The following is a 20,525-nucleotide window of genomic DNA, read 5'->3' on the forward strand; positions in this document are numbered from 1 at the left end:
CTTCACAATGAACTGGAAAACAACGCTACTGGCAGGTGTGACGTCTATTGCGCTAACAAGTCAGGCCTATGCCGACACGACACTCAAGCTGGTTGAAGTCATCACCAGCCCCGAACGCACCGAGACCCTGAAAGGGCTGGTTGCCGAGTTCGAGGCCGCCAATCCCGGTGTGACAGTTGAAATCACATCCCTTCCATGGGGACAGGCGTTCGAGAAATTCGCCACCATGGTCTCGGCCGGTCAGACGCCTGACATCGTTGAAATGCCCGACACATGGCTGACGCTTTATGCCAATAATGGCGCGCTTGAAAGTCTTGAGCCGTATCTGGCCAATTGGGATGGCGCAAAGACGCTCAATGACCGCGCGCTTGAATTTGCCCGCTCCGCCGGTGACACCGCCTATATGCTGCCATATGGCTTCTATCTGCGCGCGATGTTCTATAACAAAAAGCTGTTCGAAGAAGCCGGCGTAACCGAAGTTCCCGAAACGCTTGAAGACTTCCGTGCAGCGGCTGAAAAAGTATCCGCCCTTCCGGGGAAATATGGCTACTGCATGCGAGGTGGTCCGGGTGGCCTGAATGGCTGGGTGATGTTTGGTGCGACCGAAGCCGGATCAAACGACTTCTTCACCGAAGACGGCCAAAGCACCTTTAACTCCGATGGCTGGGAAGGTGGTCTCGAGTACCTGATCGATCTTTACAAGGACGGTCTGGCGCCGAAAGACAGCCTGAACTGGGGCTTTAACGAAATCGTCGCCGGTTTCTATTCCGGCACCTGCGCGATGCTTGATCAGGACCCCGATGCCCTGATCGCGATTTCAAGCCGCATGAAAGAAGAAGACTTTGGTGTCACCACCATGCCCAAAGGCCCGTCTGGCAAGGCGTTCCCGACCATTGGCTATGCCGGTTGGTCGATGTTCTCAAACAGCGAGAACAAGGACGAAGCCTGGAAGCTGATTGCCCATCTTAAATCCAAGGAAAGCAACCTTGCCTGGAACAAGCGCATTGGCGCACTTCCGATCCACAATGGCGCTGAAAGCGATCCGTTCTTTGCCAGCCCGCAATTTGAAGGATGGTTTGCCGAACTGTCTGATCCGGATGTGCATCCGACTGTGATGCCGACCCATCTTGAAGAATTTGCCTTCTTCAAAGACAGCCTTGTCATCCGCACCAGTCAGGAAGCGATGCTTGGCCGGATCAGCCCGGAAGAGCTGGCAAATCAGTGGGCAGAATATCTGACCCCGGCACAGAAAAAATGGATGCAGGCAAATCAGTGACCACTGTAACCCAAACCGGAAAACTCCCCGTCGAAAGACGGGGGGCTTCTCAAAGAAGATTTCCGGGATCATCGAACCTTATCTTTATGTCTCGCCCGCCCTTGTCCTGATCATCGCGGTCATGTTGATGCCGCTGGTTCTGGGCCTGAGCTACGCGTTTCGCGATATCCGTATCCTTAATCCGTTTAGCGGCGGCTTTGTCGGAACGGCGCATTTCGAAACCCTGATTTCTGATCAGGCGTTTCTCGGCGCGCTTGCCAATACCGCATGGTGGACGTTCGGGTCTTTGCTGTTTCAGTTTGGTCTGGGATTGATTTTGGCCCTGCTGCTGAACCGCGAATTTCTGGGTCGCCGATTGGTACAGGCATTGGTGTTCCTGCCATGGGCGGTGCCGACATTTCTTTCGGGGCTGAACTGGGCTTGGATGTTTAATCCCGTGGTGGGTCCATTGCCGCACTGGATGACGTCGCTTGGCCTGATGGCAGAGCCGTTCAATATTCTGTCTGATCCCGACCTTGCGATGTGGGGTCCGATCATTGCCAATATCTGGTTTGGCATTCCCTTCTTTGCCATCACGATGCTGGCTGCCCTTCAATCCATCCCCAAGGAACTGTACGAAGCGGCTTCAATTGACGGGGCAACCACGCGCCAGCAATTTATCAGCATTACCCTGCCCTTCCTTGCGCCCACCATTGCCATCACACTGATGCTGCGCACCATCTGGATTGCCAATTTCGCCGATCTGATCGTTGTCATGACCAATGGCGGCCCGGCAGATTCCACCCAGATTGTCGCATCCTACATCTTCACCCAGGCTTTCCGCCGCCTTGATTTCGGCTATGCCTCGGCGATTGCAGCGGTCCTTCTGGTTCTGTTGCTGGCCTATGCGCTTAGTGTGATTGCGCTTCGCCGTGCCATGACGCACGCAGATAGCTAGGGATTTGCCCCATGACCCTGACTGGACAAACATCAACGCGTAAATGGCTCTATTGGGGCAGTCATTATCTGATGATTGCCGCCTTTGTGATCTTTGCGCTGTTTCCGCTTTACTGGTTGCTCAAGGTTTCCGTGACGCCCAACGACATTCTTTATACCGAAGGTGTCCGCATGTGGCCGTCACGCACGACGTGGGAGAACTACACATTCGTTCTGACCCAAAGCAACTTCCCGCATTATTTCTTAAATTCCGTGATTGTCGCGGGCACAACCGCCATCGTCACAACGCTGGTCGCGGCCCTCACCGGCTACGCATTTTCGCGTTTTGCCTTTCGCGGCAAGGTCATCATCGTCGCACTCATGCTAATTACGCAGATGTTCCCGCTGGTGATGCTGATCGCGCCGATCTTTAAAATTCTCGCCCCGCTTGGCCTGACCGACAGCCTCACGGGCCTCATCATTGTCTATACGGCGTTCAATGTGCCGTTTGCGACCTTCCTGATGCAGTCCTTCTTTGATGGCATCCCCAAGGATCTCGAAGAAGCAGCCATGATCGATGGCAACACAAGATTTGAAGCGTTTCGCGCGATCATCCTGCCCCTGACGCTTCCGGGTGTGGCGGCAACGCTTGGCTTTGTCTTTACCGCCGCCTGGAGCGAGCTTCTATTTGCCCTGATGCTGGTCAGCAGTGAGTCCGCATCGACCTTCCCGGTCGGGCTTCTGTCATTCGTTTCAAAATTCAGCGTCGATTTCGGTCAAATGATGGCTGCTGGCGTGCTGGCACTTATTCCCGCCTGTCTGTTCTTCCTGCTGATCCAGCGTTATCTGGTGCAGGGCCTGACGGCTGGCGCGGTCAAAGGATAAGAGGTTTCCAATGGCTTCCATTCAAATTGCAAATGCCCGCAAAAGCTATGGCGCGGTTGATGTGCTGCACGGCATTGATCTGAATATCTCGGACGGGGAATTCATTGTTCTTGTCGGCCCGTCGGGCTGTGGCAAATCAACGTTGCTGCGCATGATTGCCGGGCTTGAGGACATCACATCGGGCGATATTTCAATCGCCGGAAATGTCGTCAATGACCTGCAACCAAAGGATCGCGACATCGCCATGGTGTTTCAGTCCTATGCGCTCTATCCGCATATGTCGGTCGCAGAAAATATGAGCTACGCGCTGACACTGCGCAAAACCGCCAAGGAAAAAATCTCGGACGCCATTTCAGGCGTTGCCGAAATCCTTGGCCTGACCGCCCTTCTTGAACGTCGGCCCAAGGCGCTTTCAGGCGGTCAACGCCAACGTGTCGCCATGGGCCGTGCTATTGTCCGCAAACCGCAGGCGTTTTTGTTTGATGAACCACTCTCAAACCTTGATGCCCGGTTGCGCGAACAGATGCGCACCGAAATCCGCAAGCTGCATCGCCGCCTTGGCGCGACATCGGTCTATGTTACCCATGATCAGATCGAAGCCATGACGATGGCAGACCGGATTGTCGCCATGCATGACGGCATCATCCAGCAGGTCGGAAGCCCGGTCGAGATTTACGACAAGCCTGCCAACATCTTCGTCGCAAGCTTCATCGGGTCACCGGCGATGAACTTCCTTGAAGGCAGCTATGAACTCGTTGGTGAAAATGCGGCTGGCATCAGGCTAACCGATGGCGCCCTCGTCCCGGTCCTGCCGGTCAAAGAGGCCGCAAACAATCAGGCGGTAACACTTGGTGCCCGCCCGGAGCATATTATTATCGTATCGGATGCCGATGGCGGCCTTCCGGCCAAGGTCGAACTGATCGAACCGATGGGCCTATCGACCCTTGTCCATGTGACGCTTGCGGGCAAACCGATCAAGATCTTCACCATGGATCGCCCGACCTACGCGGTTGATAGCTTCATCCACATCGCCTTTGACATTACAAAGGTTCATGTCTTTGACACCGCGTCTGAATGGCGGTTACCTCCGATAAGCGAACCGCATTCCGGTCATCACGACTAAGACAAAATTTAGGGCGGGGAGCCAAAACTCCCCGCCCTTGATCATTCACAGGCGGCATAAACACCGCACAATCGTTTACCCGTGACTGTGATTGACCAATCTTGCAAAGGCCCAGCGCCATGCCGGGTCCGGATCGATGCCAAAAATGTCTTTAAGCGTCTGCGGGATGTCACCGACGCTCAGCGTATGTTGTTCTTCCTCGCCGGTGACCAGACGGATGGTCAGGCGGTTATTAAGCAGCGTGAAACGCGCAAACGGGGCAGAGCGCGCGACCATAAGCGTCTTGCAAAATCCGCTTTCCGGGTGATCGGATGCGTACCAGTTCATGACCTCGTAATCGATGTCAGATACCGGTGCGATATCGACCTCATGCACGGCTTTCCATTCGCCATCCCGTTCAAGTTCGGTCAGGTAACTATGTTCACCCTTGGTCACGCGGTATGTGTCATGCGGGGTAACTTGCGGCGTTGAGACATCGAGCAACAAGGGGGCTGTTGGCACGCATCCGCCCAGGCCGACATCGGCAAGCCAGGCTTCGCCATCAATCGTCACCCGATTGGCCATGTGGCAACGCGGACGGGGTGCGCCATTCGGGTCATAGCCCCACAAAACGCGGCCAGCCAAACCTTCGACCTGAAAACCAAGGCTTCTTAACACCCGGCGAAACAGGCCGTTTTGCTCAAAACAATATCCACCGCGTCCGCCATGGATCAGTTTCTGATCGACCCGTTCCGGGCTGATATTGATCGGTTTGTCGTTAAAAACATCAATCGCTTCAAACGGGATATTTGCCGGATGCAGGGCATGTAAGGCCTGCAACACTTCAAGCGTTGCTTCGCGCGGGCCGTCATAACCGATGCGGGCGAAATAGGCATCCAGATCAACTTCCTGTGCCGGGCGTTTTACAGGCGCGGCCCAGCTGGCATTGATCCGGCTTTGCAGATCATTTCGGTCATTGGCAACGGCGACGTCGCGGGCGATTTGCTGGTGGCTATTCATCACAAGGCTCCATTTCTTGATGATGTTTTTTCATCTCATGGAACAGGACGATAGAACCTGAACTTATGTTAAGGTCAAACGCAAAAAATCGAAAAAATATAAATCGAATAATCTGCGAACATTACCGGTAATAACCGACTATATCATTCCAAATCTGGATTGATCATGGCCCATCAAAGCAACTTTCCACCTTTTATACGCACGATATATAGCTTTCGCGCGACAGTGGGCCTCGCACTATGCTAACTAGATATCCAAATAGCGTAGGAACAAAAGGTCGCTGATCGGATTGATCTGGCCGAACCAATGGAAACGTCGCTACATCGATCACCGACGGATGAAATATCCGTTCCTGAGCCAGGAAAGTTGCCATGCGTACTGTTTATGTGAACGGCGAGTTTTTGCCGGAAACCGAAGCCAAGATTTCGATTTTTGACCGCTCCTTCCTGTTCGCCGATGGCGTGTATGAAGTGACCTCGGTTCTTGATGGCAAGCTGATTGACTTTATGGGTCATATGAAGCGCCTCGAACGGTCGCTGGCTGAGCTGAAATTCAAATTCAAGCCTGACATTGATCAGCTTCTTGAAGCCCATCGCGAGCTGGTAAAGCTCAATGACATCACCGAAGGCCTGATTTATCTTCAGGTCTCGCGTGGGTCGGCGGGGGATCGCGATTTCGCAATCGACCCGGAAACGCCGCCGACCATCGTTATGTTCACCCAAAGCAAGGGCCTGATCAAATCGGCCCTCGCCGAACGTGGCCAGAAAATCGTTACCTTCCCGGACATCCGCTGGCGCCGGTCCGACATCAAAACCACCCAGCTTCTCTATGCGTCGCTTCTGAAAACCGAAGCCGCATCAAAGGGTGCAGATGATGCATGGATGGTGCTGGACGGCTTTGTCACCGAAGGCTCAAGCAACAACGCCTATATCGTCACCCAGGACAACACGATCGTAACGCGCGAGCTTTCGACCGACATCCTGCACGGCATCACCCGCGCATCGGTTCTGAAATGCGCCGAAGAGCTGCAGCTCAAAGTCGAAGAACGCCACTTCACGATCGAAGAAGCCCAGAACGCCAAGGAAGCCTTTTCCACCTCGGCTTCTGCCTTTGTCTGCCCGGTTGCCGAGATTGATGGCAAGAAAATCGGCGAAGGTGTGCCTGGCCCAATCGCCAAACGCCTGCGCGAGATTTACATCGAAGCCAACCGCGCAACCGCGATGTAACGCCAAAGCGATCAACTCCCTCCCTCAGGGAAGTTAATTTGCAAAACGCCGCCGGTTCATTCGGGCGGCGTTTTTCTTTGCTGGCCTGTCGCGTCAATTTCACTTAAAGCTCAATACTTAAGCGCGCATCGCCCCAACATAAGCGCGCCAAAAGCGACAGGGACGCCACCAATGGAAATGTCGACACAAGCACGCAATCAAAACATGACCGGCATTCTTTTCATGTGTGCCGGGGTTGCTTTGCTGTGCGCCAATGATGGCTTGGCCAAGGGATTGATGGATCATTATTCCCCGGTCCAGATCATCTTTTTGCGCAACACCATCGCCCTTCCCTTTGCCGCGTTGCTGGCGCTTAAAATGGGCGGGATCCACGCGCTTCGATCCAACCGGGTTGGCGTGCATTTCATGCGTACCGTCATCTGGATTGCCGCAACGGTGATGTTCTTTACCAGCATCCATCTGATGGGCCTGGCCGAGGCCACCGCATTGGCCTTTGTCGCCCCACTCTTTATCACAGCCCTCTCGGCGATCTTTATCGCGCGCGTTGGCTGGCGACGCTGGCTGGCGGTTGTGGTCGGGTTTCTGGGCGTTTTGGTGATTGTCCGGCCCGGTGCGGCAAGTTTTGAGCCCGTCTCGCTCCTGCCGATTGCCACCGCCTTTACCTATGCGCTTTTGATGCTGAGTGCGCGCCTGCTGGACCCGCGCGAAAGCATGTGGACGCTTTTATTTTACCTCAGCTTCACCAGCGCGATCCTAAGCGGTGCGATGGTCTGGTATTTCTGGGTGCCGGTAAGGCTTGAAGATATCGGGCTGTTTGTCGCCATCGCCTTTGTCGGCACCGGCGGCATGACCATGATCACCCAGGCCTTCCGCCTGGCAGAGGCCCCTACGGTAGCACCGTTTGACTACACAGCCCTTGTCTGGGCAACCGCATTGGGTTGGTATTTCTGGGGCGAAACACCCGATATGCTGACCTTCATCGGGGCCGCCATCATTACCGCAAGCGGACTTTTCGTCATCTTCCGCGAAAGCAAGGTTGAGGCAAAGCCGTAAGTGATTTCGTCCTAATCGCGCGGCTTAACACCATAACTGATCATGGCATCGGCCCGCATGGCGGCCTCATTGGCATCAGGATTGAACCGATAGCTGGGGGCCAAGATTTCCTTGGCTTTGGTGATCGTCACATCAATCAGGGAACCGACAGTAAAAGCATCGCCCGCCATGCCCTGCAAGATTGCATGACGATTGTCATAACCGTCATCACCAGCGCGCATCAGGACGGCCTCCCCATAAAGCTGCCAGCCCTTTTGCGAGAAAACGTCAACGAAGCTCACACAAACGCGCGGCTCGGATGCGACGTTATAGATAGACCGCGGGGACGCGATATTGGCGATGATGATGCGATCCTCACCAAAACAGGCAAAGATTTCCTTCGGGCTGACCGACGGGCCATCGTCGGACATGGTTGCAAGCCAGCACAAAACCGACCGGTTGGCGTAATCACGGATTTCATCGGTTAGCATGGCATCCTCCATCCCAGATCAGGTTGCTGTTACTTACCAGCAAAAATCCCCGATCGCATAGGTGATGTGACGGCCCGTGGCGGCCAGAAGTGCATCAAGCTTTTCACGGCTCGGCAATGTTCCGCGCGGCGCGTCGAGTTCCGCTGCGTGAATACCACCCGTCACAAGCGCGACATCAAGGCCGGCATTATTTGAACCGGCAATATCGGTCGAGATGCTGTCGCCGACGACCAGAAGCTTGGCATCCGGGCCCTTGTCGAACGCCTGCAGGCAGAAATCATAGGCGCTGGCGAACGGTTTGCCTTCCCAGCGGACATTGCCGCCAAGTTCTTCATAGCGCCCGGCGATTGCACCGGCACAGATGATGCGCACGCCGCCTCGAATGACCTCGCGGTCCGGGTTCGGACAGAGCATCGGCAACTTGAGCGCCAAGGCACCATGCAGCATATCTTCGTAATCCGCCACTTTGGCATGATCGTCATTCGGACCTGTACACAGCAGCCAGTCTGCATCCTCAAGGCTTTCGACAACTTCGACATCCTGCCCTTCGAACATCGAATGATCACGCACTGGACCGGTACGAAACACCTTGCGTCCCAAAGCCGCATACCACGGGTCTGTGCGCGCAAGCAGCTGATGATAGGCGATCTCACCCGATGCCACCGCCGGACCATAAAGGTCACGCGCAATGCCCATTTCTTCCATGCGGGCAGTAACGACTGCCGACCGGCGCGGCGCGTTGGACAAAAGCGCGACCGGAACACCGGCCTCCTTCAACGCCGTCATCGCCGGGATTGAGCTTGGGTAAGGGTTCACCCCGTCATGCACCACACCCCAAAGATCAAGGATCACGGCATCATAATTGCCTATCACATCAGAAAGGCCATTGATCATTTCATAGGGGGCGGTTCGCATTTACATGTTCCTGTTCAAATATGATCATCAGCGGATTGATATCCCGCCGCTGCGGAGATGAAGATGTATCTTTCGGTACCCGTCGCTCCCGCGCAGGCGGGAGCCCATCGTTCCACGCATTCCTGAAGCATCTGGATTCCCGCCTGCGCGGGAATGACAAAACGTTGGATTGGCACCGTCATCCCCGCGAAGAGCTTGTACCCGCGAAGGCGGGTATGAGGACCTCGATCCACAAGCTCAATCTTTCTTGGCGGCCTCGGCCTCATGTGCCGCCTTGGCAGCACGCGCCTCATCCACCGGGATGCCCTTGCCCGAAATTTCCGGGAAGGCGGCACCGACCGCGTCGGACACATTGGCAAAGCCATCCTTGCGCAGGCGACGTTCAAGGTCTTCCTTGATATCGCTCACAAGCTCAAGCCCGTGATAGACCAGTGACGAGTAAAGCTGCACCAGCGACGCGCCATTAAGAATTTTCTCGTAGGCATCCTTGCCCGATGCAATCCCGCCAACCCCGATCAGCGGTACCTTGCCCTCGGTCAAACGGTAAAAGTCTGCCAGAACCTTGGTCGAAGGCTCCATAAGCGGCGGACCCGAAAGACCGCCCTTTTCATCCTGATCATAGGAATTAAGCCCGACCGGGCGCTCAATCGTCGTGTTTGAGACAATCATGCCATCGATTTTGACCTTGAGCACCACAGCGGCAATATCGGATTTGTCTTCTTCGGTCAGGTCCGGCGCGACCTTCAACAATACCGGCACACCCGACGCAAAGCTGTCACGCGCCTTCAACACAGCCTTGAGCAACTTCTCAAGCGGCGCGCGGCCCTGAAGCGCCCGCAGTCCCGGCGTGTTGGGCGAGGATACATTGACCACCAGATAATCGGCATAGGGTCCAAGCGCTTGGACCCCCTTGACGTAATCATCGGCCGCATCTTCGGAATATTTGTTTTTGCCAAGGTTGGCACCAAGGATACCGCGGCGCGCACGTTTGCGCAGGCGGCTTGCCACCACCTCGGCCCCGTCATTATTGAAGCCCATGCGGTTGATCACCGCGCGGTCGGAATAAAGCCGGAAAAGACGGGGCTTGGGATTGCCCGGTTGCGGCAATGGCGTGACAGAGCCGATTTCAACAAAGCCAAACCCGTGCGAAAGGGCCTGATTGGGCACTTCGCCGTTTTTGTCAAAGCCCGCAGCCAATCCAACCGGGTTGGCAAATTTGCGCCCGAACACTTCGGTTTCAAGGCTTGGCGTTGCGTCCGTCGCGTCATCATCGCGCGGCACCAGATTGTTTTTCAAGGCCCAGATGGCCAGACCATGTGCGGTCTCGGCATCGATCCAGCGGACAACCGGCAAAACCAGTGATTTATACCACCCCACGCGCGCGCTCCGTGATTGTAAAGACATGCCCTGTTCTTACGCGTACGACCGCAATTGGGCAAGGATCAATGAAGGATATCAATGCAGGTTAAGGAACGCGCTTACGCACTCTCTTCCATCCGCATATCAAACTCGGCGCGTGCGGCATCCACCTCGGGCAGCTTTTCCTTGGTCCAGTAATAAAGCGCCTTGAGCGGCTCGATCAGCGTACGCCCAAGTGGCGTGATTTCATATTCGACCGCCACGGGCGATGTTGCAATCACGTGGCGCGCAATGATGCCGTTGCGTTCAAGCTTGCGCAAAGTCTGGGTCAGGGCCTTTTGCGTGATGCCTTCAAGCCCGCGCTTGATCGCATTGAACCGAAGCGGCCCGTCGGCCAGCACCGCCAAAATCATCATCGACCATTTATCAGCAACCTGGTCAAACAATCCCCGACACGGGCATTCCGAGCGGAATTCCTGGATGGAGCATTCTTTCATGGGCATGGCGGCCTTTCGTTTTCAGCGGGCGGATTTGGGGGATGTCCGCCCTCAACCCGCGATGTGCAGTTTCCTTGAGTATACCTGGTATCATCAAGGTGCCTGATTGACACCAAGTATATACGATATATCTAGTCTCCAACATAGACTTTCATGAACCGGAGACTTCCGTGATGACAAATACCGATATTCTGTTTCAGCCATTTACGCTGAAAACCCTTGAACTGCCCAACCGTATCGTCATGGCGCCAATGACCCGCACCAAGGCAAAGGACGGCATTCCGGGCGCGATCAATGCCGAATATTACCGCAAACGCGCCGAAGGCGGCGTTGGCCTGATCCTGTCCGAGGGCACGGTTGTTGACCGCCCGGCATCACGCAACGATCCGGGCATTCCGTTCTTCCATGGTGATGCGGCGATGGCCGGCTGGAAAAATGTCGCCGATGCGGTGCATGCTGCCGGTGGCAAAATGGGCCCGCAGATCTGGCATACCGGATCGACCCGTGCCTTCACCGAATGGGAACCCGATGCCCCGGTTGAAAGCCCGTCTGGCCTGCTTGGCCCGGATCAGCCGCGCGGCAACACCATGAGTGATGCCGATATTGCTGATACCATCGCAGCCTTTGCCAAGGCCGCCCTTGATGCGAAAAATGCCGGTTTTGATACCTTTGAAATCCATGGCGCGCACGGCTATCTGATCGATCAGTTCTTCTGGTCGGGCACGAACCTGCGCACCGATCGCTTTGGCGGCAAAACCATTGCAGAGCGCGCAACCTTTGCCCGCGAAGTGGTTGCCGCGATGCGCGCGGCCGTTGGCCCGGACTTCCCGATCATCCTGCGTGTCAGCCAATGGAAACAGCAGGACTTTGCCGCCCGCCTTGCGACCACGCCAGATGAAATGACCGCATGGCTGGCCCCGCTGGTTGAGGCCGGTGTCGATATCATCCACGCATCCCAACGCCGTTTCTGGGAACCGGAATTCCCGGAAATTGACGGTGAAAAGGGTCTGAACTTTGCCGGTTGGGCGAAAAAGCTTACCGGGGCTGCGACCATTTCGGTCGGCTCGGTCGGCCTGTCATCCGACTTCATTGGCGCGTTCTCTGGCGAGGCGTCCGAGAAATCAAACCTCGATGGTCTGGTCGAACGCATGGAGCGCAACGAGTTTGACCTGATCGCGGTTGGTCGCGCGCTGATCACCGATGCCCAATGGCCCAACAAGGTCGCCAAGGGTGCGTTTGATCAGCTTGAAGATTTTAACGCAGCCGCCCTGGCCGAGCTGGTCTAACTGACCGGCTCACCCAACGATCTGCCAATACGCCTAACTCCCATGCGCTCCCCCAAACGCAAAAAAGAACCGGGCAGCACCATCACGGTGCGGCCCGGTTTTCTGTTTCCAATGCCCGATCGCGGATTTAACGCAGATCTTCTGGCAAAATATGCACGCCCTGCTGATCAAGGCGGATGTCATCAACCTTGGTCACATGTTCGACCGACAGGACATCATAAAGATGCGGGAACAATGTGCCGCCGCGCGCGGGTTCCCATTTGAGTTTCGCCTCAATCGGGGCAACGGGAACGCGCAGAAGTTTCAAATGATCGCGCCCGGCATAATGCAGCGCCAATGTGGCTGCCAATGTCTCCTGGGTGGAGAAATGGATAAAGCCATCGGCGATATCATGCGGCGCGCCGTCATACTGCCCGGCACTGAGCGCTTCCGCCCATTCGTCCGACCCAAGTACGCGGTAAATAATTTCATGTGTGTTTGTCATGGCGGGAATTTAGGCAGGGCGCACGCAAACGGCAAGCCTATTTCATCTGCCCCTCCAACCAGCCCAAAAGCGACGCATAGCGTTCAGTTCCGGCGAAATCGGGACTACATACCAGCCAATAAGCCGATTTCATCGCAGCCGCCGGCCCGACGGGGGCTAGGAACCCTTGGGCAATATCCCCCTCAATCAAAAGGGTGCGGCCAAGCCCGATGCCCATGCCATTGATCGCGGCCTGCAGGACAAGATCGGCGCGATCAAAGCTGATCTGGCGCGCGTCCGTCTCGAAGCTCAGGCCTGCCTTGTCCATGTAATAGGCCCAACTGAAATCGGTTTCATCCTGGGCACCGGTGGCATCAGTCAGGAACGTGGTGCCGGGCATCTTGGCCAGTTGCTTGATTGATGCATCCCCGGCCCCATAATCCGGTCGGGCAACCGGCATCAGCTCGGCCTTTTTGAGCAACGTGGAATGAAGCCCCGGATAAGGCCCAACGCCAAAGCGGATCGCGGCATCAATCACCCCGGCCCTGAAATCCACCGGGCGATCATTGACATCAAGCGCGATCTCAAGCCCGGCATCTGCTGCATTTCCCAAATGCGGCAACACCCATTTCATCGCCAGCGACGATGAAACCGAAAGCCTTACCGCGCCCTCGCTCGCAAATTTGTCGATCTGATCAAACGCCGTATCCCAATGCGCCAGCGCATCGATTGCCGCCGCACAAAGGATACGCCCATGTTCAGTCGGGGTGATCTGCCGCGTGGTGCGCTCAAACAGGGCAAAGCCAAGCGCCTCTTCCAGCAACGTCACCCGATGACTGATGGCCGATTGATGCACGCCCAAGGCCTCGGCCGCCTTGCTAAAGCTGCCCGCACGGGCAATCGCGGCCAGAAGCGGCGCATTTTGATTGGCCTTGGCCATCAGGCTCACGCGGTGACTTTCATGAGATTTCTTCATCTATATATGAATTCAATATCTCTGTATTTGCTATTAAAACGGGACCAACAGAGATTCTAGCAGGAACAGAGTTATGAGTACATCTCAAGAAATAACCAAAACCGTCGCAGTCCAGATCGTCAATGCGTTTGTTAAGGATAATCAGGGCGGAAACCCGGCCGGTGTCGTGCTTGATGCCGACCAATATAGCGAAGCGGAAAAGCTCTTGATCGCGCAAAAGGTCGGACTTTCGGAAACGGCGTTTGTTTCAAAATCCGAAACGTGTGGGATCAAACTTGATTTCTTTACGCCGACCAAACGCATCGCCCATTGCGGCCACGCGACCATCGCGACCTTTTCCTATCTGGCCGAACTGGGCCGGTTTGGCGATGGCGAAACATCCAAGGAAACCGTCGATGGCCCGCGCAAAATCATCCTCGATGCCGGTATGGCCTATATGGAGCAACTCGCCCCGACCTACACGCCTGCCACCAACTGGGCCGAACATAGCGTAACGCTCGATGATGTGCTGGGATCGCTTAACCTAAGCCACCAGGACCTTGATCCCCGCACCAACCCGGTTCTGGTCAATACAGGCAACAACTTCATCGTCGTTGCGGTCAAGGATCAGGCAACCCTTGCCAACATCAAACCCGATCAGGACGCGATTAACGAGATCAGCGAAAAGCTCGACCTGATCGGCTATTACATCTTCACCACCGAAACCGGCGATACCAACATCGACGCCACCACCCGCATGTTCGCGCCGCGCTATGGCATCTCTGAGGAAGCCGCCACCGGCATGGCCGCCGGCCCGCTTGCCTGCGTGCTGTATGATTTCCTGGACATAAAGAAGGACAGCTTCCTGATCACCCAAGGCGAATTCATGGCGGAGCCGTCGCCGAGCCAAATCAAGGTTACGCTGGACCTTAAAAACGGCCAGATCACCGGCCTTCTGGCAGGCGGTCAGGGCAAGGTGATGAAATCCTTGGAAATCAGCCTGTAACTCGCCCCGAATTATCGGGCGCCTCGATGCACATGCCTCGAAGCGCCCGAACTTTACTCATAGGTAAACAATTACGCATTCAGAACACAAAACCAGATAATTTTACCCATAGGTAAACTTCTATTTACATTCACTGAAAAAGTCCCTAAATTTACCGATAGGTAAATTTGGAGGTAACCTTGCCCATCATCAGCATGGATCAACTGGGGCCGGAAATCCGAAAGGCACGCAAGGCCCTTTCCCTGTCTCAAACCGACTTGTCGCTTGCGACGGGTTTAAGCGTGAAATTCATCAGTCAGCTTGAAACCGGCAAGGCCGACAATCCAAGCTTTGCCAATGTGATTGATATTACCCGCGCCCTTGGCGGGCAGGTCGAAATCACCTGGATGAATTCAGCCTCCGCTGACTTTCAGGCCGACATTGAAGTACCCGGCGAGGGAGCGGCATGAGCAAATCTCTGCTTGTTCTTGCCAATGGCCATGACCGCGTGGGCGTTCTGAAAGCCGATGATCGCGGTTATATGGCGTTTGAATATGACGAAAACTGGCTGGTGAACCCGATTTCCTATCCAATCTCGCAAAGCATTCCTCTCCGCGCCGGTTCGTTTGATCACACAGCCATCGAACCGTTCTTTGACGGTCTTCTGCCTGATAAAAAGGATGTCCGCCGTCAGATTGGCGAGCTGTTTGACGTCGCCCCGACCGACGAGTTTGGCATTCTTGAGCATATCGGGCGTGATTGCGCCGGCGCCTTGATGCTGGTCTCGCCAGATGCACCTGCGGCCACTGGCCCGGACACGGCACATCTTTCGCCAATCTCGACCAACGATCTTGCCGGGCGCATTGCCGAACTGCCGCAAAGACCGCTATTCATTGACGAGGATGAAGTAGTCCTGTCGCTGGCAGGTGTGAATGACAAGGCTGCTGTTTACATCGATCCAAACAGCGGGGAAATTTCTCTGCCAATTGGCGGATATCCAAGCACCCATATCCTCAAAATAGATATCGAACGATTACCGGATTCCACTCGGACCGAGCATTTCTGTATGACACTGGCGCGCCGGGTCGGACTGGATGCAGCACGCACCAAAATCCGTATATTCAATGACCGCCCGGTACTGTTTGTCACCCGATTTGACCGCGCCTATGCCCAAACATCTGATGGCGTGCGCGTTACCCGCCTGCATCAGGAAGATTTCTGCCAGGCAAGCGGCATCAACCCGGATCTAAAATATGAAAGACAGGGCGGACCGGACCTTTCAACCATGTTCGCAATGACCAAAAAGGCCGCCACCGTCCCCGCGCGCGACATTCCCAAACTTCTGGGCTTTGTCATGTTCAATTTCCTGATTGGCAACCCCGATGCGCACGCCAAAAACTATTCACTGATCTATCGCCAGAACCCCAAATCGGTCCAAACAGCGATCAGTCCACTTTACGACGTCAATAATGGTGCGGCATTCCGCGATTGTTTCAAAAGCCAACGCGCCCGCCTCGCCCAGTCCATCGGCGGATGCTTTGATCCAACCGAACTAGACTGGTCGCATTGGGAAACCCAAGCCCGCATGATTGGCAGCTCCCCAACCGCGCTTCGCAAAGCACTCCTGACCATGGCAAAGAAAGTGCAGGAAGCCATGCCCCCACTGCGCAATGAATTACGCGACACGGCTGCCGATAGCCCAAGGCTTGATGTGATCGTTGACGAAGTATCGAACCGATGTGAAGCTTGGATCAGAAAACTGGGGTGATCCAATGAATGACGACTTCGAGCTGCCACCGGGCATCGGCCCGCACAATGACCGCGAACTGGAGCTAATGCTAGTCGGAACAAAGCCGATGGCGATGTTCTCGGACGCGGTCCACGTCAGCGACTATTTCCCCGAAGCCGACTTTGCCCCGCATGTCGAAGCAGGCCGTTTCATTCGGGTTGAAGAGATCATCCCCAAAGAGCCGTACGACATGCGTTACCTGTTTTACGCCCTGCCCGGCGAAGAATGGCGGATTGAGGAAGCCTTGGTCTTGTGTCGAAATTTATGCTCTGGAACTGTTAAGGATCACGACGCAGATTCCGCTCGGATGGGAGAGTTGTTGGGATATTCTCGTGAAGACATCAATGCATTCCTCAACCACAGCAAAAATCATTGCAACATTTTACCTAAGCAGTCGGAGCAGTAGAATGGAGAGTACACGCCTCCGTGCAAAACCCCGCAGTTTCTGCATCGTGTGAGGTTAGTAAGCTCGATATAGTCCTTAAGACTATTTTCTGTTTCACCGCCTGGATTTATTTGACCGTCAACTACAAGCCCATGGCCCTTTTGGAATGCGCGTATCCCGTTGAACAACTCTGATGTCGGATAAGACTCATCTTTTCCAACTGTTACTCCAGCACCATTGAGCGTTCTCCGAACCACAATAACATCATCCGGATGAGCGGCAGCGTTCGACGCCAAAACGCCGCGAAGAAAAGAACTTTTCATCTTATCCCTCCTTTCCTTGTCGTTATTGAGTGAGCTTCTTATCCGCGCTCCGCTTCACCACACTCACCCCCAAAACCCCCAATGCAATGCCCCAAATCGGGCTGGTATTAACAAGGGCCGCGATGATGGCCGGGGCTTGAAGCGGGGTTAGGATGATCGCGTAAGCGATTGCACCCATGGTCATGATCCAGGTGAGTGCGACGGCGTAGCCGAAGCTTGGGCGCCAGCGGCGGACAAAGGCGTCTTCGCTGGCGACCTCGGCGCGAATGGTGCGGTTGACGGATTTGAGCGTTTCGGTGTCGCGCGCCAGTTCAATCTCGGCCATGCGTTCGGTGTGGCGGTTGGCAGCGTTGATTTGTTCGGGCGTGACGTCGCCTTTGGTGACGGCGGTTTCGACCTGTTTGAGGCCTTCGGCCGCCGTTTTGGCGATCGGGTTATCGATCTGATCGAGCCCGGCACCGACCGCCTTGATCAGAAATGGCAGGCCAATTTGGGCGAGCAGTGCTGGGATCACGTGATACCTCCCTACCCAATGTTTTTGTAGAAAAGATGCCCGCCGATTTCCGCGACCGGCACATGGCCGCGCGCCCACCACGGATCGACCGCATGGGTGTGGTAATGCGTGGCTCCGTCGGTTTGATCGCGAAGGTCGCCCGCCACTGCGCGCTTGGCGATGCGTTTGCACAGCCGATAGGCCGGGTCGCGCGGATTGATCGCGAGAAGCTTTTTGCGGTTGGGATCGTTGGCGTTCCAGCAGGAAAACTGCCCCGGCTTCAAACACACCGCTTTGACGTCATTGCCCCACCAATAGCGCCCGCGTTGGCGCGCAAAAGCCACGCGGTTGAGGATCACTGATGCCACCGCCTCGATCCCGGCAAGTTCCTCGCCGCGCGCTTCGCCATAGAGTGTTCTGGCAAGGATTTCGGCATCCGGCAGGGTTTCGGGTTCCGGTTGAGGATTTGGGGTATGGGCGCGTGCATCCGCGCGGTGGGTCAGATCAATAGTCATGCAGGGCATCCTTTTTCTGGGGGCTGTCGAGTTTGGCTTCGATCCGAAGCAAATGGCCGGTCAGGCGTTTTTCAATGTCCTTGAGATACGGGATCGAGACATAGTTGCGCGCGACATCGAGCTTGAAGTCGGCCAGATCGGATTTGAGCATCCCGGCATCGTCATCATGACGCGTGCGCTGATCTTCAAGCCGGGTCAAAAGTTCGGACCGCATCCGCCAATGAAGCCAGTAAAGGCTTGCGACCACGGGGATTTCGACCGCCGTGATCCACCAGATCACATCGACGGGCTGGGCAAGCTCGGACATCAGTCGGCCTCGTGATTTTGCAAAAAGAAACCCGCAAACCGGGCGGCTTGCGGGTTAGTCAAAGGAGGTCATCATGGCCGGACAAAACCGGTTTTGATGAGCGGCATTAAAGCCTTCCGGGTCGGCGCACCTAAAATGGAGACCATTCAGTGCGCCCAGACCCGATATCTGATCAGGAGGCGTTGGGCATTCTCGAACACCCTGCCTAGGCTGCTGGACCCTTGATCTTTTCTTCAAGTTCCTGCCAGGCTTCGCCAGATGCCACAAGGCAGCTTGGCCCGGACGGATATGTGAAAAGGATGGTCCAGGTTTGCCCGTCGGGTGCCTTTAGCACCTCGATCACGCCACCGTTTGAGGTCACGCCAACGGCCACCGGTTCTTCGGAATATTTGGCACTCAGGCTGTCGATAACCTTGGAACGGTCACCGCACACCGGGGATGCGTAAGCCTCTGGAATAGCAACTGTGACAGCACCTGCAACCACAGCAATCAAGCTCAGTGTTTTCAACATGGTCAGGCCTCCTGACAGTCAGGTGCGCCCACAGGGGCGTCTTGTTTTCCTGGACTGCTAAATTGATCAACAAATGATCCTGGCCGTTTCCTGGGACCCTCTTTTTTGGCAACGATCCCGTGTTTCTCTGGCTGAAATTCACTCTTTAGTATAGGAACAAAATGGCTTTACTATTCTTTCATATAATAAACGTAGGGGCGAAAACTGAATTTTCCATGAATATTTCACAATTGTGATACAGAGGGCCGCTAACCATTTGGCATTGTGAGAAAGTTTTTTTCTCGCTCACGGATTGAAATGATTATCCGCTTGGAAAAATCCGCTGTTTGATCGCCAATCTGCCCGTTTTATGGGCAGATCAACCCGTGGAAGACGGACCGGCTCGGCCAGAATACAGCCCGCCACCGCATCAAGCCCGTCATCGGCACCATTTCCATCGGGATGCCATTCGCGCATCTGGCGCAAAAACGGCGTAGTGCCGATGGATTTGGCAACATGTAGCAACCCCGCCCCCATCACGGACCCGAATGCATCCTCGATCCGGGTGGCTTTGTTTATTGCCTCATAATGTTCTACGACGCTTGCGGCCCATCCGATTGATTTTAATTCCCGGCGCAAGATATTTGGCAGAAACCGGCCAATCCCGTTGGTCTCAACCCGGACCGATGGCACATGATTGCGCGTCATAAAGGCTGCGACCTGACCACACAACTGACTGGCTTCATCGCGCCGCGCCGTATCCTTGACCGCCGCCGGGTCAGACGCGCGCAACCATGCCATGTCATGGAGCCAATATTCCCCCTGATCGCAGATATAAACGCATGCCACCACCGCCCCGTCGCTGTTGAGCCCACCAAAGCTTGGATCAAAATGGCATGCACTTGCGACCATCAAACGATCAGCTATGCGAAGCTGCATGCGGCCATTGCCATGGCTGATCTCGGCCGGGGCGTCGTAATAATGAAGCTTGCCCGGGTCGAGTATCCCCGGTGTCGGGGCGACCATTTCAAGCATCATCTGGCTTTGAAACTTCCGCTCTGGCGTGCGCGTCCGGATCGCGTCAATCGCCGCCCGATCAAACCGCTCCGGCCAGCTTGATGTTCCGTCCTTATTGACGATGGGAAGCGTAAAGCGTGAAAAGCCGTTTAGAAATGGCGCGACCTCGCCAATCTCGGTCCGGGCTTCGTCGGCATAGATCGAATAGAAGCTGTGAGGCGTACCGACATAAATCTGCGCGCCGTTGGGGGACAGGACGTAGGAGATTTCTGACAGTTTCTCGCGCAGTTCCGATCGCTTATGCGCGGTGTCGCTATTTTTGGGCACCTCGACATCATCGCAAATCACCACATCGGCGCGCGATCCGGTGATATTGCCGCCAATGCCAACCGCCTGCATTGATGGATCACGCAAAACCCCGGGGCGCTCGACCGTAAACCGCTCGCTCCCCCAATCGCTAAGTTTCGCGGGCAAGCGCGCAGCCAACAGCGGATGGCGCTCAATGATGCGTTTGACGTTGCGCACCATCTTTTTTGCCAGATCAAGGTCAGCCGCCAAAACCAGAATGCGCAGATCCGCATCGCGATAAAGCAACCAGGCACAAAACAACCCGACCAGCGTTGATTTCCCGGAATTACGAAACGCCATCAACAGCATCTCCCGCCGCCCGGCATTCCAGCAGTCTTCCAGCCAATCCGCCATCTTGCGGTGATGGGACGGCAGGCTCAGCCCCAACATCTGATCCCAGATCCAGACGAATTCGCTAAAGCGAGCGGATTGCGTGTGTGCTGTCATTGCG

General features: G+C 55.4%; 24 protein-coding genes. 11 read left to right on the forward strand and 13 right to left on the reverse strand.

Going from position 1 to position 20,525, the window contains the following annotated elements:
• Positions 1-7: 7 nt before the first annotated feature.
• From ACMZ66_RS07430 to ACMZ66_RS07445, 4 genes are all read left to right on the forward strand, one after another.
• Positions 8-1,276 carry an ABC transporter substrate-binding protein gene (locus tag ACMZ66_RS07430; RefSeq protein ID WP_416935927.1) on the forward strand — a complete coding sequence of 423 codons (1,269 nt, stop codon included), beginning with the start codon at positions 8-10 and terminating at the stop codon, positions 1,274-1,276.
• Positions 1,277-1,403: 127 nt separating this feature from the next.
• Positions 1,404-2,213 (forward strand): carbohydrate ABC transporter permease, encoded by an 810-nt coding sequence (locus tag ACMZ66_RS07435; protein WP_416935929.1) that lies wholly within the window; start codon positions 1,404-1,406, stop codon positions 2,211-2,213.
• A gap of 11 nt (positions 2,214-2,224) precedes the next feature.
• Complete coding sequence (locus ACMZ66_RS07440) at positions 2,225-3,076, forward strand: carbohydrate ABC transporter permease (protein WP_101247420.1); 852 nt, start codon at positions 2,225-2,227, stop codon at positions 3,074-3,076.
• A gap of 10 nt (positions 3,077-3,086) precedes the next feature.
• Positions 3,087-4,199 carry an ABC transporter ATP-binding protein gene (locus ACMZ66_RS07445; protein ID WP_416935932.1) on the forward strand — a complete coding sequence of 371 codons (1,113 nt, stop codon included), beginning with the start codon at positions 3,087-3,089 and terminating at the stop codon, positions 4,197-4,199.
• 75 nt (positions 4,200-4,274) lie between these two features.
• Here the strand turns inward: ACMZ66_RS07445 and ACMZ66_RS07450 are convergent, their stop codons facing one another.
• Positions 4,275-5,198, reverse strand: coding sequence for an arylamine N-acetyltransferase family protein (locus tag ACMZ66_RS07450; protein ID WP_416935934.1), 924 nt, complete (start codon positions 5,196-5,198; stop codon positions 4,275-4,277).
• A 371-nt stretch (positions 5,199-5,569) separates the two neighbouring features.
• Here ACMZ66_RS07450 and ACMZ66_RS07455 point away from each other — a divergent pair, with 371 nt between their 5' ends.
• A complete protein-coding gene (locus ACMZ66_RS07455; protein ID WP_416935936.1) occupies positions 5,570-6,424 on the forward strand; it encodes a D-amino-acid transaminase in 855 nt (284 codons plus the stop codon).
• Between the two features lie 171 nt (positions 6,425-6,595).
• Positions 6,596-7,477: a DMT family transporter gene (locus tag ACMZ66_RS07460; protein ID WP_416935937.1), complete on the forward strand. Its 882-nt coding sequence runs from the start codon at positions 6,596-6,598 to the stop codon at positions 7,475-7,477.
• An 11-nt stretch (positions 7,478-7,488) separates the two neighbouring features.
• Here ACMZ66_RS07460 and ACMZ66_RS07465 read toward each other — a convergent pair whose 3' ends face one another.
• The 4 genes from ACMZ66_RS07465 to ACMZ66_RS07480 all read right to left on the reverse strand — a co-directional run bounded on the left by ACMZ66_RS07465 (position 7,489) and on the right by ACMZ66_RS07480 (position 10,724).
• Entirely contained in the window at positions 7,489-7,947 is a 459-nt protein-coding gene (locus tag ACMZ66_RS07465; RefSeq protein WP_416935939.1) for a pyridoxamine 5'-phosphate oxidase family protein, read from the reverse strand.
• Between the two features lie 33 nt (positions 7,948-7,980).
• Entirely contained in the window at positions 7,981-8,862 is an 882-nt protein-coding gene (locus ACMZ66_RS07470; RefSeq protein ID WP_416935941.1) for a TIGR01459 family HAD-type hydrolase, read from the reverse strand.
• 237 nt (positions 8,863-9,099) lie between these two features.
• A complete protein-coding gene (locus tag ACMZ66_RS07475) occupies positions 9,100-10,266 on the reverse strand; it encodes a quinone-dependent dihydroorotate dehydrogenase (protein ID WP_416935943.1) in 1,167 nt (388 codons plus the stop codon).
• Positions 10,267-10,340: 74 nt separating this feature from the next.
• Positions 10,341-10,724 carry a winged helix-turn-helix transcriptional regulator gene (locus tag ACMZ66_RS07480; protein ID WP_416935945.1) on the reverse strand — a complete coding sequence of 128 codons (384 nt, stop codon included), beginning with the start codon at positions 10,722-10,724 and terminating at the stop codon, positions 10,341-10,343.
• Positions 10,725-10,891: 167 nt separating this feature from the next.
• Between ACMZ66_RS07480 and ACMZ66_RS07485 the strand changes: the two genes are divergently transcribed.
• The gene (locus tag ACMZ66_RS07485) at positions 10,892-12,004 is read left to right on the forward strand and encodes an NADH:flavin oxidoreductase (protein WP_416935947.1); all 1,113 of its coding nucleotides are present in this window, start codon (positions 10,892-10,894) and stop codon (positions 12,002-12,004) included.
• A gap of 127 nt (positions 12,005-12,131) precedes the next feature.
• On the opposite strand, the gene ACMZ66_RS07490 is transcribed toward ACMZ66_RS07485, so the two are convergent.
• Together ACMZ66_RS07490 and ACMZ66_RS07495 are read right to left on the reverse strand one after the other, a co-directional pair.
• A complete protein-coding gene (locus ACMZ66_RS07490; RefSeq protein WP_416935949.1) occupies positions 12,132-12,488 on the reverse strand; it encodes a DUF952 domain-containing protein in 357 nt (118 codons plus the stop codon).
• A 37-nt stretch (positions 12,489-12,525) separates the two neighbouring features.
• Positions 12,526-13,443 (reverse strand): LysR family transcriptional regulator, encoded by a 918-nt coding sequence (locus ACMZ66_RS07495; RefSeq protein ID WP_416935950.1) that lies wholly within the window; start codon positions 13,441-13,443, stop codon positions 12,526-12,528.
• A 73-nt stretch (positions 13,444-13,516) separates the two neighbouring features.
• Between ACMZ66_RS07495 and ACMZ66_RS07500 the strand changes: the two genes are divergently transcribed.
• The 4 genes from ACMZ66_RS07500 (at position 13,517) to ACMZ66_RS07515 (ending at position 16,602) form a co-directional block, all read left to right on the forward strand.
• A complete protein-coding gene (locus tag ACMZ66_RS07500) occupies positions 13,517-14,428 on the forward strand; it encodes a PhzF family phenazine biosynthesis protein (protein WP_416935952.1) in 912 nt (303 codons plus the stop codon).
• 179 nt (positions 14,429-14,607) lie between these two features.
• Positions 14,608-14,877 carry a helix-turn-helix domain-containing protein gene (locus ACMZ66_RS07505; protein ID WP_416935954.1) on the forward strand — a complete coding sequence of 90 codons (270 nt, stop codon included), beginning with the start codon at positions 14,608-14,610 and terminating at the stop codon, positions 14,875-14,877.
• Positions 14,874-16,175, forward strand: a complete 1,302-nt coding sequence (locus ACMZ66_RS07510; RefSeq protein WP_416935955.1) for a type II toxin-antitoxin system HipA family toxin — start codon at positions 14,874-14,876, stop codon at positions 16,173-16,175. The genes ACMZ66_RS07505 and ACMZ66_RS07510 overlap by 4 nt, the downstream gene beginning before the upstream one ends.
• Before the next feature lie 4 nt (positions 16,176-16,179).
• Entirely contained in the window at positions 16,180-16,602 is a 423-nt protein-coding gene (locus tag ACMZ66_RS07515) for a hypothetical protein (RefSeq protein ID WP_416935957.1), read from the forward strand.
• Here ACMZ66_RS07515 and ACMZ66_RS07520 read toward each other — a convergent pair.
• From ACMZ66_RS07520 to terL, 6 genes are all read right to left on the reverse strand, one after another.
• The gene (locus ACMZ66_RS07520) at positions 16,566-16,904 is read right to left on the reverse strand and encodes a peptidoglycan-binding domain-containing protein (protein WP_416935959.1); all 339 of its coding nucleotides are present in this window, start codon (positions 16,902-16,904) and stop codon (positions 16,566-16,568) included. The two genes, ACMZ66_RS07515 and ACMZ66_RS07520, sit on opposite strands and share 37 nt — an antisense overlap.
• Positions 16,905-16,926: 22 nt before the next feature.
• On the reverse strand, positions 16,927-17,418 hold the full coding sequence (locus ACMZ66_RS07525; RefSeq protein ID WP_416935961.1) for a 3TM-type holin: 492 nt from the start codon (positions 17,416-17,418) through the stop codon (positions 16,927-16,929).
• 11 nt (positions 17,419-17,429) lie between these two features.
• Positions 17,430-17,912 (reverse strand): cell wall hydrolase, encoded by a 483-nt coding sequence (locus tag ACMZ66_RS07530; RefSeq protein ID WP_416935963.1) that lies wholly within the window; start codon positions 17,910-17,912, stop codon positions 17,430-17,432.
• Complete coding sequence (locus ACMZ66_RS07535; protein ID WP_416935965.1) at positions 17,902-18,219, reverse strand: hypothetical protein; 318 nt, start codon at positions 18,217-18,219, stop codon at positions 17,902-17,904. Before ACMZ66_RS07535 ends, ACMZ66_RS07530 begins: the two co-directional genes overlap by 11 nt.
• A 205-nt stretch (positions 18,220-18,424) precedes the next feature.
• A complete protein-coding gene (locus ACMZ66_RS07540; RefSeq protein ID WP_416935967.1) occupies positions 18,425-18,730 on the reverse strand; it encodes a hypothetical protein in 306 nt (101 codons plus the stop codon).
• Positions 18,731-19,015: 285 nt separating this feature from the next.
• Positions 19,016-20,521, reverse strand: a complete 1,506-nt coding sequence (terL, locus tag ACMZ66_RS07545; protein WP_416935969.1) for a phage terminase large subunit — start codon at positions 20,519-20,521, stop codon at positions 19,016-19,018.
• Positions 20,522-20,525: the final 4 nt, after the last annotated feature.

It is taken from the genome of Thalassospira sp. (assembly GCF_048059015.1).
GTDB lineage: Bacteria > Pseudomonadota > Alphaproteobacteria > Rhodospirillales > Thalassospiraceae > Thalassospira.